The sequence below is a fragment of the Janthinobacterium sp. YR213 genome, assembly GCF_900099875.1.
Classification (GTDB): Bacteria; Pseudomonadota; Gammaproteobacteria; order Burkholderiales; family Burkholderiaceae_D; genus Janthinobacterium; species Janthinobacterium lividum.
Genome location: NZ_FNDA01000005.1, coordinates 352,040 through 370,651 on the forward strand (window position 1 = coordinate 352,040; position 18,612 = coordinate 370,651).

The window sequence follows — 18,612 nt, forward strand, 5'->3', positions numbered from 1 at the left end:
TGCTACAGTCGGCCAACGATCCCTACCGTGAAGCGATGCGCGATGAGCCTGTTCCCCGATACGACGGCGGCATGGACGGCATTAACGGGCGACATGCAGGGCCAGCGCCTGCTGCGCCTGCAGTTTCCGCATGGCGACGGGCCTGCCGGCATCCAGTTACTTGCCAACAGCCTCGACGCGAGCGAAAGCCTGTCGCGCGATTTTTCCTTTGTGGTGGAAGTACTCTCCGATAATGCCAGCATCGCGCTCGACAAGGTGATGGGCAAGATGGTGAGCATCGAACTGGTGCGCGAAGACGGCACCTTGCGCTACTTCAATGGCTATGTGTTCGAATTCCGCTTCCTGCGCACGGACGGCGGCTTCGCCTTTTATGAAATGGTGCTGGAGCCGTGGCTGTCGCACCTGCACTTGCGGCAAAACAATGTCGCCTTCCACGGCTTGACGGTGGCGGCGCTGACGGACAAGGTCTTCGATGACTACCTGATGCGCGACTACAAACTGGCTGCCAGCGGCCTCGACCCTGCCATCACCTACACGTGCCAGCACAACGAGAGCGACCACAACCTCCTGCACCGCCATTGGGAGCAACTGGGCTGGCACTACCGCTACGAACATCGCCTTGACGGTCACACCTTGTGGCTGTCCGACGACAGCACCACAGGCAAGCCCATCGATGGCGATCTGAGCGAAATCCCCTTCCAGCACCAGGCCGGATCCCTGGAAGACGATGGCGTGCATCAATGGAGCACGGTGCGGCGCATGGCCCCGGCCCAGATGACGGTGGCCAGCTTCAATTTCAAGAACCCGCGCAGCGCCCGCGCCAGCCGCGACTCACTGAACAGGCAGGGTGCCGTGCCATCGCTGGAAGTGTATGAAAACACGGGCAGCTACGGTTTTAAAAACATCGACGATGGCGAGGCGCTGGCGCGGCGCCGCATGGAAGAGGTTGACGCGCGGGGACAGCTGTTCGAAGCGCAAGGCAATGACCGCACGGCGCAACCGGGACGCTGGTTCACGCTGGGCGGGCATTTCGACAGTGCAGCCAGCGAATATCTGATCCTCTCCGTGCACCACCACGCCAGCAACAACTACCAGCAAGGGCACGGCGCCACCTCGCAATACAGCAACACATTTACCTGCATCCCCCGCGCCATCCCCTGGCGCACGGGACGCAACTTCCACAGCCGCGAACCGAAGATCTACGGCGTGCAGACGGCCACCGTCGTCGGGCCGCCCGGCGAGGAAATCCATACGGATGGTTACGGACGGGTAAAGCTGCAATTTCACTGGGATCGCCTGGGCACCTTCGATGACAAAAGTTCGCCGTGGATACGGGTGATATCGAACTGGGCCGGACCGAATTTCGGCCACATCAGCCTGCCCCGGGTCGGCATGGAAGTAGCCGTGCAATTTCTTGACGGTAATGTCGCCATGCCCCTCATCATCGGCTGCGTCTACAACGCGCGCAACATGCCGCCGTGGGATTTGCCAGCGAACAAGACGCAAAGCGGCATGCTGAGCCGTTCCTCAAAAAAGGGTTCCGCCGCGCACGCCAACGCCCTGCGTTTCGAAGACCGCAAGGATGCGGAAGAACTGTGGCTGCATGCGGAAAAAGACCAGCGCATCGAGGTCGAACATGACGAATCGCACTGGGTGGGAAATGACCGCAGGAAAACCGTGGATCGCGATGAAACCGTGCACATCAAGCGCGACCGCACGGAAACCGTGGACCACGATGAAGACATCACCGTGCATAACAACCGCAGGGAGCGCGTCGACCATGACGAACACATCGACATCGGCGACAACCGCCGCGAACACGTGGGCGGCAACGAGCAGGTGCAGATCGACGGCCACCGTTCGGAACGGGTGACCCTGGCCAAGGAAGAGAGCATCGGCCTGGCCAAGGTGCTGACCATCGGCGCCGCTTACCAGACCACCGTCATCGGCGCCATGAACACCACCGTGGTGCTGGCGCAGGCGGAGCAGATCGGCCTGGCGAAAAGCGTCATCGTCGGCGCCGACAGTACGCTCACGGCCACCGATTCGCACACGATGACGGTCGGCACGTCCAGCATCACCATGACGCCAGGCCGCATCGAACTGGTTGCCGATGAAATCATCATCCGCGGCAGATCGAAGGTGCAGATCCATGGCGACGACATCGACAACAATCCGGGCTGACGATGAACGACGCCGGCACAGCCCATTTCAACATTCCCAACCTGCTTTTCGACAACCGCACGCCGCATGCGGCCAGCCAGTTCGACATGATTGACCAGTTTGGCGCAGCCTTCCACGTGGTGGTGGTGCGCATGGGCTACACGCTTGGTCCCTGCGGCGCGGACGGCCTGGCCAGCCTTCTGCCCATGGCACGGCCATCGCCGCTGGCCACGGAAGACCGGCACCTGGATGGCGACACGCAGGCGGGCACCGTGCAGGAGAGCGACTTCGCGCCGTACAAGCCGCGCTGCGACGTGATCGTCAATGGCGTGGCGCACGCACCGCGCGGGCAAGCGATGCCGCAATTTCTCGTCAACCTGAAAGTGCAGTCGGAAAAGAAAACCCTGATCGACAAGACTCTGCAAGTGAGTGGCGAACGCGCTTTCCGCAAGAAAGCCGTCCTCACGCGCCTGGCGCAAAGCTGCGCCCGCATCGCCACGGCGGGCTTGCTGCGGCCCAACCCTTGGCAACTATCCGCGCCTGAACCGTTCCTGCAATTGCCGCTGCACTATGCCTACGCGTATGGCGGCCAATGCCGCATCGAGGCCGATGACTGCAACGCGGCGGCGCACGATTCCTGCCAGGCCAACCCGCTGGGACGGGGCTTTGCGCGCCACTGGTACCTGGATGCGAAACACATCAATGAGGTGCCCGCACCGCGCATCATGCATCCGTCGCTACCGTGCACGGCCGCCCAGTTCTGGCAAGGCGCGGACGGCAAGGAGCTGCCCGCGCCGACAGGGCTGGCCGTTATCGGCCGTGGCTGGCTGCCGCGCCGCGCGCTGGCCGGACACATCGTGGAAAAAGAAAAATGGGGTGCCGATGAAGTCCCCGCCCTGCCGGATGACTTCAACTTTGCCTACTGGAACAGCACGCCGCCCGACCAGCAATGCCCGTACCTGGCGGGATGGGAACAATTTACGCTGACCAATCTGTGCCGCCACGACCATCCCTCGGCCTGCATCGACCAGCGCGGCAACACCGTGCTGCGCTTCACCCTGCCGCGACAAGTACTGTGCTTGTTACTGGCGGACAGGAACGACCAGTTGCTCGTCTGGCGCCTGGCCATCGATACGGTGCTGATCGACCCTCAGGCGGCCAGCGTTGAACTGGTCTGGCGCGCCATCGTGCCGGCAGACGCGGGCCAGGTCGCGTCGCGCCTGCTGCACGTGATGGAGCCGGCGCAGATCGCGCGCATCGAACTGCTGGAGCAGGCGCAGGAAGCGCTAGGCGAAGCCACCGGGCAAGGCAAGAAACCATGACGAATGAAACCGTCACCAAGGCCTCGCGCTTCTATTGCGTCAGCCTCAGCCCCGACATTTGCAAGACGCCCGTGGGCTCCAGCACGCCCCCCATTCCCTACAGCATCACCGGCGAATTTGCGGATACGCAGAACGCCTCGCCCAACGTCAAGTCGCACAGCGAGCCCGTCATCCTGCACCAGCGCAGCATCATTCCCACCGTCAAGGGCGACGCGGCCGGCAAGGCGGGCGGCGTCAAGAGCGGCACCGTCGGCAAGCAGGTCGACACCAAGGTCGCCAGCAGCATCCACCGCGCCAACGGCGCCTACCTGGTGCAGATGGGGCGCGAAGTATGGATGAATTCGCGCAATACCGTGGGCAAGATTTATGAGCGAGGTGGGGAAGCGGCCAAACCCGTGCTCCAGGAACTGAAGGCGGCGATACGGGAAGCGGCACAGGATTACAAGGATCACGGCTCCAGGAAAATGCATGGCGCCGCGGAAGATCTGGTGGACGTGGGCGGCACCGTCCTGACAGGCAGCGCCGTGCTGGGCGTTGCCGGAGTGGGCGTGGCGGCAACGGGAGTCGGCGCCCCCGCTGCCGCCGCGATGGAAGCGGGCGCGGCAGCGGGCGCTGTGGCCGGCACGGCGACCGTTGCGACAGGCACGGCCATTGACGCATCGGCCACGGTGCTCGACCAGGCAGCCGACTACATATTGACAGGCAAGACACCCGATTTACTCAATACGGCCGCAGACATCGTCACGAATGCCGCAGGCACAGTACTGCAAACGGCGGTGTTCAGCAAGGTTCCGGGCGGGAAAATACTGAGCAAGTTCCTCGGCAAAAAAGCGGCGCCGACCATCGACAAGGTCAAGGAAAAGCTGGTCGGAAAAAAGCCGGACAAGCCACCGCCAAAACTCGACAAACCGCCCCCGAAAAACGGCGGCGACGACGGCAAGAGCCGCGGCAGGAAGGAGCCGAAATCGGAGCCGCCGTCCGACTGCTGCCCCAAGGATAGCGGCCCCGCGAAAAAACCCGTCAAGGGCCGCAAGCCCGTGCATTTCGGCACGGGCCAGGAAATCCTGTACCAGACGGATTTCGCGCTCGAACGCAGCATCCCCATTGCCTGGACCCGCTGTTACCGCTCCGGTGCCGAATGCGAAGACTGGGGCTTGCTGGGCGCGCGCTGGTCCACGCCCTACACCACCAGCCTGTCGCTATGCGATGCCGGCATCGTCTACCACGACGACAGCGGCCGCGCCCTGCGCCTGCCTGGCCTGGAACCGGGTCGGCAACACGACAGCCGCAAGGAAGGTTTTACGCTCACGCGCGACAGTGCCGACAGCTTCAGCCTGCTGTGGCGCGATGGCAGCGTCGACCGCTTTGCGCGCGCGGAAGGCGGCTGGCTACCGCACGGCTACGACGGCGTCAACGCCATGCTGGTCCCGTCCGTTCCCGTCGCCACGCAACGCTTTGCACTCGTGCGTAGCGAAGGACGCGATGGGCGCGGCATCAGCATCGACCGCTTGATCGATGCCAAGCCGGGCGACGTGCTGCTGCGCCTGCGCAGCGACGATGGCGGCGTGCTCGAAGCCATGCGCGGGGAAGCGGAGCAGGCCATCCACATCGGCAGCATCGACGAGATATTGCCCGACGGCGGCCGCCTCTGCCACGTACGCTACGAATACGCAGCCGAAACAAACGAGACGCAGCCGCCCTTCCCGCCCCGCCACAACCTGGTCAGCCAGTCGAATGCGCTGGGCGACACGCGCCGCTACAGCTATCGCCACCACCTGCTCACGTCGTGCGGCAGCTACACGGGTTTTACGTACGAGCTGGAATGGATCAGCCTGGACGCGCTGCGCGCCCGCTGGAGCGGATCGCCGCTGATCGAGCAGGAGCTGTCGCAGCACCATCCCGTGACCCTGGCCAACAGCTACCAGGCGCGCGCCATCGCCACGCGGGCGTGCGATGGCAGCGAGCACACGCGCATCGATTACGTGGACAACGACACCAGCCGCGTCACGGAGAACGGCGGTGTCCTCGAGTACACCTTCGACGCCAACTGGCTGGTCACCGAAGTGCGCCGCGTGCTCGACGGCAAGGCTGCTTCGCTGGGCCGGCGCGAGTGGGACCGCGATGGCATGCTGCTGGCCGATATCGACGCCAACGGCGCCGCCACGCGCTACGCCTACGATGCAGCCGGCAACCTGACCCGCAGCACCGATGCCAAGGGACACAGCAGCAGCATCGACTACGACAGCCAGAACCAGCCCGTCGCCTTCACGGATCCCCTGGGCAACACCACACGCCGCGACTACGATGCTGCAGGCCGCCCCGTCAGCATCACGGACGCCTTGGGCCACGTCACGCGCTACCGCTACGACCCGCGCGGCCAGCTGGTGGAACTGATCGACGCCAGGGGCGGCAGCAAACATTTCCAGTACAACCGTCAGGGCTGGCTCACCAGCTACACGGATTGCTCCGGCCACACCAGCGAATTCGCCTACGATGCGCTGGGCCGGCTGGAAGCGGCCCGCGATGTGCTCGGCCATGCCACCCGCTACGAATATGACGCGCTGGGCCGACTGATCCGCCTCACGGCGCCCGATCAGACCCGGGAGCAATATGCCTACGATGGGGACGGCAATCTGGTCTTGCACGTCGATGCGGCCGGTCAGCAGACGCGCTACCGCTACAACGGCCAGGGCTTGCCCGTGGAGCGCACGGACGCCATCGGCCAGACCTTGCAGTATCGCTACGATGCTGCGCTGCAACTGAGAGAATTGATCAACGCCAAGGGCGAAAGCTACCAACTCGCATATCATGCGGAAGGCTGGCTGTCGTCGGAAACGGGCTTCGACGGCAAGCGCACGCACTACAGCTATGACCCTGCCGGCAACCTCACTGCCACCGAGTGCGGCAGCCAGCGCACGCAGTTGCTGCGCGACGCGCTCGGTTTGTTGCAAGTCAAGACCACGGCGGACGGTGCGGTGCGCTACGCCTACGATGCGCTGGGCCGCCTGACGGCCGTCTCCGCGCCACAAGCCGAACAGCGTTTCTTCCTTGATGCGCTGGGCCAACTGATCGAAGAACGCAGCGCCTGCTTCCTGCAAACGCTGCCTGAAGCGGCCAGGCTGCCGAATACCCCGCGCGCGCCAGACGCCAGCTTTGTCATGACGCACTCTTATGACGAACTGGGCAACCGTATCCAAACCGTCCTGCCGAACGGACGCCGCGTCGACACCCTGCGCTACGGCTCCGGCCACTGGCATGGCGTGCTGTGGCATGGCAAGACCGTGGTCGATGTCGAACGCGACAAACTGCACCGCGAAAAGCAGCGGCAGCTGGGCACCAGCGGCTTGCTCGCTACGCGCCAGTACGACCCGCAATCGCGCCTCACCCGGCTGACCCTGGCACGCGGCGCCGACGCGCCCGTCCCCGTGCGCGAGCGATGCTTTGACTACGATGCGCAGGGCAACTTGCGCACCATCTCGCAGACGGGCATTACGGCCGCCGGCCCGCTCGGCAAACTGCGCTACGCCTATGACCCCGTCGGGCAATTGCTGTCCGCCGTGCAACCCGGCCTGGCCGAACACTTCGCCTTCGACCCGGCAGGCACTCTGGTCGACACGGCTCCCGCCTCCGGCAACGTACTGAAACGCTACGGCAATACCGAATACGACTACGACGAACAAGGCAATACCACCGCCAAGCGCTTCCATCCGCCGGGCAGGGAGTCGAGCTGGAGCGACCTGGAGCTTGAATACGACGCCGAAAACCGCCTCAGCCACGCCACCCGAACGGAACGCCAGTCACGCCACCGCGCCCGCTACTTTTATGACGCCTTCAGCCGCCGCATCGCCAAACGCGTCGAGGAAGCACGCTGGAGCAAGCAGCAAGACATCACCAAAGACCAGCCCACCCGCAAGAGCGCCACCACCACCTTCTTCGTCTGGGATGGCGACACGCTGGCGCAGGAACTTGGGCGCGACGAGACGGTCACATACCTGTACGAGCCGGACAGCTTCGTGCCGCTGGCCCGGATCGGTTCGCCAGCCTGTCGCCAGGCAAGCGCCGTCCACCTGCCGCGCGTCGCGCAATGGGATTTACCTGCCACCCGACACGACACCGAACTCCAGGCAGCCATTGCGCAAGAACAGGCGGACACCGAAGCGCAGCGTGTATCGGCATGGCAGCGTACCCAGGCGGCAGCCGATGACGCGGCACTATACGACCGCATCACCCACTACCACTGTGATCACCTGGGCACGCCGCGCGAGTTGACGGATGCGCAGGGGAGCGTGGTCTGGAGCGGGGTCTACAAGGCCTGGGGGCGTTTGCTGCACGTCGAGGGAGAAATTGAGCAGCCGCTGCGGTTTCAGGGGCAGTATGAGGATCAAGAAACTGGACTGTTTTATAACCGGTATCGCTACTATGATCCGGATGTAGCTAGGTATGTGACGCAAGATCCGATTGGCTTGCTTGGTGGACTGAACAGCTATCAATACGCGCCAAACCCGATCTTGTGGATTGATCCATTAGGACTGGCGAAAAACGCAAAGAAATGTCCTAAAAATCCGATTTGTAACGCATGTACAGGTCGTGATCCGGCTAGTGAAGCAAGAAATTGGCAAGGTCCGCATAATTATCCATATTTAGGTCAAGATATTTATACTAATGTTGTCGTAAAAAAGGGAACCGTGTTATTTACTTTATATCCACATGGTCCTGCGCCGGGAAATTACTTCTCCAAGGCGGATGCAGTTTTGGCAAATGGTGAGGCGAGAAAATTCAACGATGCAGTACAGGTAGCACATGCTGACAATTCCAAACATAGAGGGGTTCGTCCCATGCGCACCCAACTTCATGTTTACATATTAAAAGAAGATATTTGCATGGCAGAGGGAATATCAAGAAACAATCCAAATTTTGGGCCAGGAGGTGCGCAACAATTATTTTTAGAAAATAGAGACAAAAAAAACTTAATTGACACTGGGAAAATAATATCTTTAAAAAAATGAAAAAAATATCCTTCGACACAAAAAATGGTTATCTACTATTAGATAACATAATAATAGCACCACTTAAAGAATATGAATTTACCAAAACCGCAGAAGAAAATGACATTAAAATAGAAAACAATCAAACAAACACCTATGTGCATAATTTATCAACGTGCGGAAGTTTGAATGAATTTGAATTTGGCATAAATTTTACTTTTGAAAATTATTTAATGACGAGTGTTTGGCTATCGTGGGATGGAGGAAACACAAAAAAATATGGATACAACATAACAGAAAACCAGCTAATAGCCGATAAGAACTACCTAGCCAGATTACTTTCTGAAGTCTTGGGCAAAAATCCTGATGAGATAAAAAAATCATTTTCTTCATTTAATTTTCCGTGGGGCAATATTTCAGCTTCAGCATCTCTTCAATCAGTGATGGCGTCCATTGGAATGTCTTGGAAAAGAGTTGATTGATCTAAAAGGGGTAGCAGCATGGTGAAATTTAAAAAAATTATTAATATTCACCATAACACTAAATTTAAACGTGGATATTTTTTCGCAAACGAATCGATTATTTTATTCAGAGGAATGAAAAGAAAAAATTTGCACTCGATGGATCAATACTGGAAAACATGGATAAAGCATGAGGAGGAAGTTATCGCCTACAAAACAAGTTTCAAACTAAAAAATTTGAAAATAATAGTTAGTTGTTTTTTGAGAAAAATGATGCCCCCATAAATATTGGGATTTTGATCCTGAAAATTGGACGGATGGTTTTCAGTCTGAACCTGAAGGAAAATACACAAGAAGATTGAGACGTAGGACAGGGCTTCGAACTTTTAGAGAGGAGCATGAAGCCTGTGAAAATTTTTCATCCAGAATAAAATCTTGGTTCAGGTGATTTGCAATAATGTTTCCCGCATTCGCCCTCTACTACAATGTCATTCATGGAATCCAGAAAAGAAAATCCCATTTTAGATAGCATAAATATAGGAATATATTGCCTGAATTTTGACGAGGCAAAAAATTTTTACATTGAGAATCTCGGATTTTATATTACGATGGATAGCACTATTCAATGTGATTCAGGTACCAGTCGTCGACTGACGATGGCGCACGAATCCAACAAAAATTTCTCAATAGAATTCATCCATCCTTCAAGCATTGAGCAAGCACATCACGTAGGTAGCAAAGGTGGTACGATTAATTTATTTACTTTACCAACGAAAAATATTGACATACTCAAGGAGCGACTGGGGAAAACTGCTTTTTTCGTCAATTATGTAGAGGCTCCCTACGCGAGTTTTCTAAGCGTGGAATATCCGATGGGAAACAATATTTGCCTCTACGAACCGTGCTGACCACTGAGATCATTCATTTCAAGATGCATTATTAAAAATCATGCATAATAAAGTGAAAAAAATTAAAATACCAGGCTATATTTTTGATTTCATTGATGGATCACTGATCATCAATGGAGAGGTTACATTATCGAAAAAAAACTCCAGCAAAACATTTCATAAACAAAATTGTAAATATATCTCATATCCAACCCAAGACAACAGGACCAGGAGTAAATGTTTTTGACATTAATGGCTGGATAGGCGACCACATTGTCGAGTTAATTATTGCAAAAGAAAAGCTCCTCAAGATAGATTGCATATTAATTCATTATTTTGAAAATAATTCTGTAGGCAACGGCGTGAGTGAATCATCCTTAGTCAAAAAGATTCAACTAAAGTCTGGCATTCCCGGTCAGATGAAGGGACTATCAGAAATAGTATTTCAATTTTCGTGGGGGAGCGTTATTGCACGCCATGACATTAAATCATCATATTCCTGCATAATCTTGCAGTACAAAACAGCCTAAAAATAATCCACCATGTCGAAAATAAATGAGGATTACAAATCGCACGTCAATATAGAAAAATCGATAGAGGTGCAGCAACGAATAATGGAGTTCATAAAAAATGGTGCAACTTTTTTTCCAAAATCAAGTGATATACGATGGCTGATTTTATTGAAGAAACTACCTCTAAAATTAAAAACATGTATCTTTGATGAAATTTCTTTTGGAAATTCCTTGATAGCATTGCATTCTTCCGACTGGCCAGAGAAGGGGAGCGTTGTAGCGCTGTTAAATAGCAAGTTCAGAAAGAAGGAATTCGACAAGGATTTCCATTTCAGAGCGCTCAACGATCCGCATTACTGTAACGAAGAAATTTCATATGCCGAAGATAACGTTACGCATTTGATTATAAATTAGATAACAACAAGAATAGGCCAAGATTTGACTTGACGGACGCCCTGCACGATACTTGCCGCTGTCGTTAAAGCTCTCCACCCGAAGCAATCAACCATCAGTAGCTGTCACCACCATCCGCACCCACCGCATGCCCACCTCCCCCTACATCGGCCGCTTCGCCCCCTCCCCCTCCGGCCCTCTGCACATGGGCTCGCTCGTTGCCGCCATGGCCAGTTACCTCGACGCCAAGGTACATCGGGGCACGTGGCTGTTGCGCATCGAGGACCTGGACTATGACCGCAATGTCGAGGGCGCCGATCTCGGCATCCTGGCCAGCCTGCAGCGCTGCGGCATGTACTGGGATGGCGAGGCGACGTGGCAGAGCAAGCGCTTGCCGCTGTACGAGGCGGCGCTGAAGCAGTTGCAGGATGATGGCCTCGTGTATGCGTGCGGCTGTTCGCGCAAGGAGATCCAGGATTCGGTGCTGCAGGCGGGCGGACCCAAGGGTGGGGCCGCCGTGTATCCGGGCACTTGCCGGCACGGCTTGGCGCCGGGCAAGGCGGCGCGGGCCTTGCGGCTGCGGGTACCGCAGGGGGCCGATGCGGTGTACGCGTTTGCCGACCGCTGGGCGGGTCCGCAGCGGCAGGATCTGGCCAGTGAAGTGGGCGACTTCATCGTGCTGCGCGGCGATGGCTACTGGGCGTACCAGCTGGCCGTGGTGGTCGACGATGGCGCGCAGGGCATCACGCAGGTGGTGCGCGGCGCGGACTTGCTCGATTCCACGCCGCGCCAACTGTATCTGCAGGACGTGCTGGGCTTGCCGCATCCCGGCTTCCTGCACGTGCCCGTCGTCACGAACGACAGCGGCGAAAAACTGTCCAAGCAGACGGGCGCCCTCGCCTTCGATACGGCAAGCAATGCTGCCGACCTTCTGGCGTCGGCGCTGCAGCCTGCGGCCCGCTTCCTGGGACTCGACGTGCGCGCCGACAAGGTGGAAGATTTCTGGCAGCAAGCCATTCCCGCCTGGGCACAGCGGCTGGCGCAGCTTCCCGAGCACCCATAAAAAAAACCCGCCGCGGCGAACCGGGCGGGTTGCAATGCAGGCGCCAGCACATGGCCGGCGCCTGAAGTCTGGCAATTAGAAGTTGCCTTTAAATTGCACCCCAAACTGACGTGGCTCATTGATGAAGCCCGTGCGGTTGTTGAAGTCGATGGCGCCCGTGATACGCTGGGTGTCGGTGATGTTGCGGCCAAAAGCGGCCACTTCATACTTGCCGGCATCCCAGGTGTAGCCTACGCGCAAGCCGCCTTCGACCATCGGCTTGCCGGTGAACTCGGTTGCTTCATACAGGAAGAAGTTGATCTTGCTGCGGTAAGCCCAGTCCGTGAAGACGAAGAATTCGCCGTTTTCCATCGGGATCGAATAACGGCCCGTGGCGGTGATCGTCCACTTCGGCGCTTGCGGCAATGGATTGCCGTCGATGATGGCACGGTTGCCGGTGGTCAGCGAATCGGTCACGGTGCAACGCGTTTGGGCGCAGGTAGCGATCGACAGGCTCGGGTCCTTGATTTCCGTGAAGTTGTAGCTGCCGCCCAGGGACATCTTCAGGCTAGGCGTGACAAAACCTTCCAGTTCCAGCTCGGCGCCACGGCCATTCGTCTTGGCTGCATTGATCAGGCGCGTCACGTTCGAAGTGCCGCCAACGACCGTCAATTGCTGGTTCTTCACCTGGTAGTTGTACAGGCTGAAGGCAACGCGGGCGCGGCGCTCGAACAGGTCAGCCTTGATGCCCGCTTCGAACGAGGTGATCGTTTCAGCATCGGCCACGGTGACAGGCACGCTGGTGCTGGCCGGGGCGATACTTGGCGCGCGGAAACCGGTAGCGACACGGCCGTAGAAGTTCACGTCCTTGTTGTACTTGTAGGTACCGCTCAAGTCCCAGTTGACCTTGGCTTTGCTGACATCGGCGCTGGTCGGGTTGACCTGCACGATGTTGGTCGCTTCCACCGTGTTGAAATCCTTCTTGTCCTTGGTGTAGCGCAAGCCGGCGCGCAGCATGAAGTCATCGCTGATGGCGTAGTTGACGGAACCAAACGTTGCCCAGGCCGAGTTCTTCTGGCGGCTGGCCAGGTGCGTGGTCAGCACATGCGTGTTGGTATCGAAGTTGTCGGTGAAACCGTTGGCATCTTCGTTGAAGTAGTACACGCCTGCCTGCCAGTTGAGGGGACCGGCATACTTCGATTCGGCGCGGAATTCTTGCGAGTATTGTTTCACGCTGGTGATGCCGCCAGCCGTTTCAACCTGGAAAGGAATGAAGCCTGGGCCCGTCGGCGTGCCGCCGTCGATATCGCCATGCGACACGTAATTGCCGACCTGTTCAAAGCCCGTGATCGAGTACAGTTTAATACCGTCCAGGTCCCAGCTCAGGCGGGCGCTGGCGCCGTTGGTGCGCAGGCGCTGGAAGTTCGGCGCATTCGTGAACGACTTGTTCGGGTCGAAACCGTCGACGATGTCGTTCGTGCCCTGCTTGATCATGTTGGCGTAGAAGACGCGCGCGCTGCCCGTGGTGTTGCGCTGGTGCACATTGAACAGGGCATTGAAGGTGGTGTTCGGTGCGTACAGCAGTTGCACGCGCTCGGCGTGTTCGTTGTAACCGTCCAGCGCGTTTTTCTGGCCCGTAAAGGTGTTGTCCACGTAATCGTCGCGGTGCTGGCGCAGGGTCGAGAAGCGCAGCGCCCATTCCTTGCTCAGCGGCACGTTGACGGCGCCGTCGAAGTTGGTCGTGTTGTGCGTGGCGGCGGAAACGTTGTAATAGCCTTCAACCTTGTCCAGGTTCGGCTTGACGGATTCGAACTTGACCACGCCGGCAGGCGTATTGCGGCCGAACAAGGTGCCTTGCGGGCCGCGCAACACTTCCACGCCAGCCACGTCGAAAATCGGATAGCCCTTGAGGATCGGATTTTCTTGCACGACATCGTCGTAAATCAGGGAAACAGGTTGCGATGCAAAAATGTTGAAGTCGGTATTGCCGTAGCCGCGGATGTAGAAGCGGGGGAAGGTGCGGCCATTCGACGATTCCACGTTCAGGCTCGGCACTTTGCCGGCCAGCACGCGAATGTCTTGTCCGCTGGACACCAGCACGTCGAGCTTCTCGTCGCGCAGCAGCGACACGGAGACGGGCACGTCGCGGATATTTTCCTTGCGGCGCTGCGCGGTCACGGTCACGGTTTCCAGCTGGCTGGCGGCAGGGGTCGTATCAGCAGCGACTTCATCAGCATAAGCCGAGCCGATAGGCAAGGCAGCGGACAGTGCCAGCATAGCAGCGCTTTTGGCGCACAAACGCTTGTGCATCTTGGACATCTTGATCATGTTGTTTCCCAGAAGTTTAAAAAAGAATTGCGAAACCTGTCTCCGGGTTATGTACGGCGCTGGATGATCGTCTGCACCATCACGGTGCAGCAGCGCGAGCGGATGTTTCTCCGCCCATGGCGTCACTGGCTCTGCCCTGGCTGTCGTCCAAGCCGACAGCGGTCTGGCCGCATCTCTGGGATGTCTGATGAACACCAACTTTTGAGTAAGGCGCCAATTTAATTCAAGCGCCTTATACGCTGCAAGAATATTGTTATGTAAAATATTCATTCATCAACATAATGCGCCGACTAGTGGTTATTCAGCCACAATAGCGCCCTTGTCTTGCTATTTCCTTGCTATTTCCCCCGATCACTTGCCGCCTGGCGCGATTTTTTCGCCAACCCTGAGAAAGTGGAAACGGCGTCCTGCAAGACAGCCCAGAGTGTATAAATAGTTGTAATATCGCCAGAATTGAGTTGCCAGGCCGCCCCATTCCGGTGCGGCGGGGCCCCTGCACCATCGTCCATCACCTCCATGCCAGAACCCAGCCAGCCCAGCAACGCCGCCCCGTCCTCCACCGTCGCCGCCCAGGCGGCGCATTTACTGCTGAGCGCCCATTGCGACATCGTCTGGAGCACGAAAACCTTCGGCCAGTTCGACGCCGACCAGCCATCCTGGCGCGCCTTCACAGGCCAGACCGAAGCCGAACTGCTGGGCCGCGGCTGGGTCAATGCCCTGCATCCGGACGACCGCAACTTGCCGTACGTCATGCCATCGCACCTGACCAGCGTGTTCGAGGCGGAATACCGGCTGCGCCACGTCAGCGGTAGCTACCGCAACATGCTCGTGCGCATGCTGCCTGTGCTGGCGCCCGACGGCAGCATCGTTGAATGGCTGGGCTCGCATTGCGACGTGACGCAGCAACGGCAGACGGAACAGCGGCTGCGCCTGGCCATGCAGGGCGGCCGCATGGGCACGTGGGAGATCGACCTGGGCAGCGGCAGCATGGCCGGCTCCGACGCCTTCAAGGCCAATCTGGGCTTGCCGCCGGACAGCCGCATCGATTACGCGCAACTGACGGGCGCCATGCTCGACGGCGACCTGCTGCATTGGCAGACGGTAGTGCACGCCGCCATCGCCAGCGCCAGCGATTTCGAAATCGACATCCGCGTGCGCTGGCCCGATGGTTCACTGCACTGGGCGCACATGCGCGGCACCTGCGCCAGCGATGGCGCCGGCAACGTGATCGCCCTGTCCGGCATCTCGCTCGACCTGACGACCAGCAAACAGAACGAGGAGACCCTGCGCCTGACCCTGGCGGCCGGCGAAGTGGCCACCTGGAACTGGGATATCGTTGCCGACCGGGTCACGGCCGACAGCAATATGGCACGCTTGTTCCCCGTCAATGCCGATGCGGCCACGGCGGCGCCGCTGGCGCGCTACCTGGACATCATCCATCCCGACGACCGCGAGCAAGTCAGCGCGCAGATTACCCAGGCATTGCACGCGCACACGCCGTTCGAGGCCAGTTACCGCGTCGGCGACGGCGACGGCCAATACCGCTCGGTCATCGCGCGGGGCCGTGCCGAATACGCGCCCGATGGCACGCCCCTGCAATTGCCAGGCGTCCTGCTCGACATTACGCGCCAGAAACAGGTGGAAGATGCGCTGCGCCGCAGCGAGGAACGCTACCGCACCCTGATCGAGCTGATGGACCAGGCCTTTTGCGTCATCGAAATGCTGTACGACGAGCAAGGCCGCCCCATCGATTTCCGCTATCTGGAAGGCAACCCCGCCTTCGTCAAGCAATCGGGACTGGACAATGCCATCGGCAAGACCATCCGCAGCTTCGTGCCCGACCACGACCAGCACTGGTTCGACCTGTACGACCAGGTCGTCAAGACTGGCGAACCCGTGCGCTACGAAAACGAAGCCGTGGCCATGGAGCGCTGGTTCGAAGTCTTCGCCGCGCGCCTGGGCGGCCCCGGCAGCCGCCTGTTGACGGTATTGTTCAGCGACATCAGCGAGCGCAAGCGTTCTGAGCAGCAATTGCTCCAGCTGGCCGACAACCTGTCCGAAATGGACCGGCGCAAGACGGAATTCCTCGCCACCCTGGCGCACGAACTGCGCAACCCGCTGGCGCCTATCCGCAACGGCTTGCAAATCATGCGCCTGGCCGCCGACAAGCCCGCCACCGTGGCGCGCGTGCGCGACGTGATGGAGCGGCAAGTCAATCAAATGGTGCATCTGGTCAATGATTTGCTGGATGTGGCCCGCATCACGCGGGGCCAGATCGAACTCAAGCTGGAACGCGCGGACTTGAAAAGCATCATCGCGGGTGCCGTGGAAACGAGCATGCCGCTGATCGAAGCGGGCCGCCACCAGTTGCAGGTGCAACTTGCTGAAGCGGCGCTGCCGCTTGAGGCCGACCCCACGCGCCTGGCGCAAGTGCTGGGCAATTTGCTCAACAATGCCGCCAAGTACACGCCCGCCGGCGGCCACATCAGCTTGTGCGCCTTACGCGATGGCAACGAGGCATTGATTGAAGTCAAAGACAGCGGCGTGGGCATTCCCGCCGAATCGCTGGCTACCGTCTTCGACATGTTTACGCAGGTGGGGCAGAACATGGGCAGGGCTCAGGGCGGCCTGGGCATCGGCCTGTCGCTGGTACGGCGCCTGGCCGAGTTGCATGGCGGCAGCGCCACGGCGGCCAGTCCAGGCACCGGCCTGGGCAGCACCTTCAGCGTGCGCCTGCCACTGCTGGAGGAGGAAGCGAAGGCGCCTGCCGTACTGGCTGCGCCTGCCAACACCACCAGCGGCCCGCACTTCCGCGTGCTGGTGGTCGACGACAATGTCGATGCGGCCGATACCCTCGCCGCCGTGCTCGACATGATGGGCCATGCCGCGCAAGTGGCCCACGATGGCGCGCAAGCCCTGGCCTTGGTGCCGCAATTCTTGCCAGACGTTATATTCCTCGATATCGGCCTGCCCGGCATGAGCGGCTATGAAGTGGCGCGCGCGCTGCGCCGGATACCGGCCGGCGCCAACGTCGTGCTCGTGGCATTGACGGGCTGGGGCGCCGAAAACGACCGCAGTCAATCGAGCGCGGCCGGCTTCGACCACCATTTGACCAAACCGGCCAACCTGCTCGCCATCGGCGAACTGCTGGCCGCCCTTTCCACTCCTAACACTCCTACAAACCATGACTGAATCCCTGAACCACGTCCGCCGCAACCTCCTGTTGGCCGGCGGCGCCGCCCTGCTGTGCCCGGCACCGCTGCTGTTTGCCGCGCCCGCCACCAGCATCGCCGCAGCACAGACACAACTGGCCGCGCTGGAAAAAGCCGCCGGCGGACGCCTCGGCGTTGCCGCCTGGCGCCAGGGTAGCGACCTGCGCGTTGCCTATCGCGCCGACGAACGCTTTCCCCTGGCCAGCACCTTCAAGGCGATGCTGGCGGCCGCCGTGCTGGCCCGCAGCGTCAGCCAGCCGGGCTTGCTGGACCAGCACGTGCGTTACGAGAAAAAAGACCTGGTCACCTATTCGCCCATCACGGAGAAGCATCTGGCCGACGGCATGACCGTGGCCGATCTGTGCGCCGCCACCTTGCAGTACAGCGACAATAGCGCGGCCAATTTCTTGATGACACTCTTGGGCGGGCCGCAAGCCGTGACGGCGTTTGCGCGCAGCATCGGCAATACGGTGTTCCAGCTGGAACGCTGGGAAACGGAATTGAATAGCGCCATCCCCGGCGAAGTGCGCGACACGGCCAGCCCCGCGTCGATGGCGCACAGCCTGCAGCAATTATTATTGGGAAATAGCTTGCCGGCGCCGCAGCGCCAGCAACTGGACGCCTGGATGCGCGGCAATACGACAGGCGACAAGCGCATCCGCGCCGGCGTGCCGGCCGGCTGGCAGGTGGCCGACAAGACGGGCTCGGGCGCGTATGGCAGCGTCAACGATATCGGCGTGGCCTACCCGGCCAGCGGCGCACCGCTGGTGATCGCCGTGTACTACACGCGCGAACAGAAAAAAGCGGACACGAATCAGGACATCATCACGGCCGCCACGCGCATCGTGACGGCCGCGTTGGTCTGATTACGTCGGCAACGCAGCCATGAAGCCCGCATACGTGGACCAGGCGGGGTCAGCCGCGCTGCGGATTTCAATCGGGAACTTTGGACGCGGCGCCAGCGCCGTGTTCAGGCGATTGAAGAATTCTTCGCCCGACTGCGTGTAGTAAATCCATTCGCGCAGGTTTTCACCCGTCGATACGAGGGCCAGGGTGGCGAAGCCGCCCTCTTCCACCACGGGTGCCAGCGCTGCTTCCAGCTCTTCCATGTGCTCGCGCTCGTTCGGTGCGGGCATGCCCGTCTCGTCCTCGTAGCGCCAGGCGATGATGATGCGGTCCGGCTGCGACGACAGGTCCCAGTCGTCATGGAAGGCGTCGACATAGCGGTAGATGATGGCCATCTCGTCGCTATGCGTGACGATGGTGCCCCAACTGCGGGCGGAAGTGGAGTTTTCGTTCATGGTTGC

At 59.3% G+C, this 18,612-nt stretch carries 11 protein-coding genes; 9 read left to right on the forward strand and 2 right to left on the reverse strand.

What is annotated here, in order from left to right:
• Positions 1-42: 42 nt before the first annotated feature.
• From tssI to gluQRS, 7 genes are all read left to right on the forward strand, one after another.
• On the forward strand, positions 43-2,184 hold the full coding sequence (gene tssI / locus BLT98_RS22690) for a type VI secretion system Vgr family protein (protein ID WP_092611689.1): 2,142 nt from the start codon (positions 43-45) through the stop codon (positions 2,182-2,184).
• Between the two features lie 2 nt (positions 2,185-2,186).
• The gene (locus tag BLT98_RS22695) at positions 2,187-3,485 is read left to right on the forward strand and encodes a DUF2169 family type VI secretion system accessory protein (RefSeq protein WP_092611692.1); all 1,299 of its coding nucleotides are present in this window, start codon (positions 2,187-2,189) and stop codon (positions 3,483-3,485) included.
• On the forward strand, positions 3,482-8,491 hold the full coding sequence (locus BLT98_RS22700; RefSeq protein WP_092611695.1) for an RHS repeat-associated core domain-containing protein: 5,010 nt from the start codon (positions 3,482-3,484) through the stop codon (positions 8,489-8,491). The genes BLT98_RS22695 and BLT98_RS22700 overlap by 4 nt, the downstream gene beginning before the upstream one ends.
• Complete coding sequence (locus BLT98_RS28925; RefSeq protein ID WP_139179353.1) at positions 8,488-8,952, forward strand: hypothetical protein; 465 nt, start codon at positions 8,488-8,490, stop codon at positions 8,950-8,952. The genes BLT98_RS22700 and BLT98_RS28925 overlap by 4 nt, the downstream gene beginning before the upstream one ends.
• 473 nt (positions 8,953-9,425) lie before the next feature.
• A complete protein-coding gene (locus tag BLT98_RS28930; protein ID WP_139179354.1) occupies positions 9,426-9,839 on the forward strand; it encodes a VOC family protein in 414 nt (137 codons plus the stop codon).
• A gap of 521 nt (positions 9,840-10,360) precedes the next feature.
• Positions 10,361-10,744, forward strand: a complete 384-nt coding sequence (locus BLT98_RS29365; RefSeq protein ID WP_211615070.1) for a hypothetical protein — start codon at positions 10,361-10,363, stop codon at positions 10,742-10,744.
• Between the two features lie 127 nt (positions 10,745-10,871).
• Positions 10,872-11,786, forward strand: coding sequence for a tRNA glutamyl-Q(34) synthetase GluQRS (gluQRS, locus tag BLT98_RS22705; protein WP_092611698.1), 915 nt, complete (start codon positions 10,872-10,874; stop codon positions 11,784-11,786).
• A gap of 75 nt (positions 11,787-11,861) precedes the next feature.
• Here the strand turns inward: gluQRS and BLT98_RS22710 are convergent, their stop codons facing one another.
• Positions 11,862-14,093, reverse strand: a complete 2,232-nt coding sequence (locus tag BLT98_RS22710; protein ID WP_092611700.1) for a TonB-dependent receptor — start codon at positions 14,091-14,093, stop codon at positions 11,862-11,864.
• A gap of 516 nt (positions 14,094-14,609) precedes the next feature.
• Between BLT98_RS22710 and BLT98_RS22715 the strand changes: the two genes are divergently transcribed.
• A complete protein-coding gene (locus BLT98_RS22715; protein WP_092611703.1) occupies positions 14,610-17,285 on the forward strand; it encodes a hybrid sensor histidine kinase/response regulator in 2,676 nt (891 codons plus the stop codon).
• Entirely contained in the window at positions 17,278-18,171 is an 894-nt protein-coding gene (bla, locus tag BLT98_RS22720; RefSeq protein ID WP_092611706.1) for a class A beta-lactamase, read from the forward strand. The genes BLT98_RS22715 and bla overlap by 8 nt, the downstream gene beginning before the upstream one ends.
• On the opposite strand, the gene BLT98_RS22725 is transcribed toward bla, so the two are convergent.
• Positions 18,172-18,606, reverse strand: a complete 435-nt coding sequence (locus BLT98_RS22725; RefSeq protein WP_092611709.1) for a DUF695 domain-containing protein — start codon at positions 18,604-18,606, stop codon at positions 18,172-18,174.
• Between the last annotated feature and the right edge of the window lie 6 nt (positions 18,607-18,612).

Excerpts from the sequence above, each read along its gene's own strand:
- BLT98_RS22715 (WP_092611703.1), top strand. The coding sequence starts at position 14,610 with ATGCCAGAACCCAGCCAGCCCAGCAACGCCGCCCCGTCCTCCACCGTC.
- gluQRS (WP_092611698.1), top strand. The coding sequence starts at position 10,872 with ATGCCCACCTCCCCCTACATCGGCCGCTTCGCCCCCTCCCCCTCCGGC.
- bla (WP_092611706.1), top strand. The coding sequence starts at position 17,278 with ATGACTGAATCCCTGAACCACGTCCGCCGCAACCTCCTGTTGGCCGGC.
- BLT98_RS22695 (WP_092611692.1), top strand. The coding sequence starts at position 2,187 with ATGAACGACGCCGGCACAGCCCATTTCAACATTCCCAACCTGCTTTTC.
- BLT98_RS28930 (WP_139179354.1), top strand. The coding sequence starts at position 9,426 with ATGGAATCCAGAAAAGAAAATCCCATTTTAGATAGCATAAATATAGGA.
- tssI (WP_092611689.1), top strand. The coding sequence starts at position 43 with ATGAGCCTGTTCCCCGATACGACGGCGGCATGGACGGCATTAACGGGC.
- BLT98_RS22700 (WP_092611695.1), top strand. The coding sequence starts at position 3,482 with ATGACGAATGAAACCGTCACCAAGGCCTCGCGCTTCTATTGCGTCAGC.
- BLT98_RS22710 (WP_092611700.1), bottom strand. The coding sequence starts at position 14,093 with ATGATCAAGATGTCCAAGATGCACAAGCGTTTGTGCGCCAAAAGCGCT.
- BLT98_RS28925 (WP_139179353.1), top strand. The coding sequence starts at position 8,488 with ATGAAAAAAATATCCTTCGACACAAAAAATGGTTATCTACTATTAGAT.
- BLT98_RS29365 (WP_211615070.1), top strand. The coding sequence starts at position 10,361 with ATGTCGAAAATAAATGAGGATTACAAATCGCACGTCAATATAGAAAAA.
- BLT98_RS22725 (WP_092611709.1), bottom strand. The coding sequence starts at position 18,606 with ATGAACGAAAACTCCACTTCCGCCCGCAGTTGGGGCACCATCGTCACG.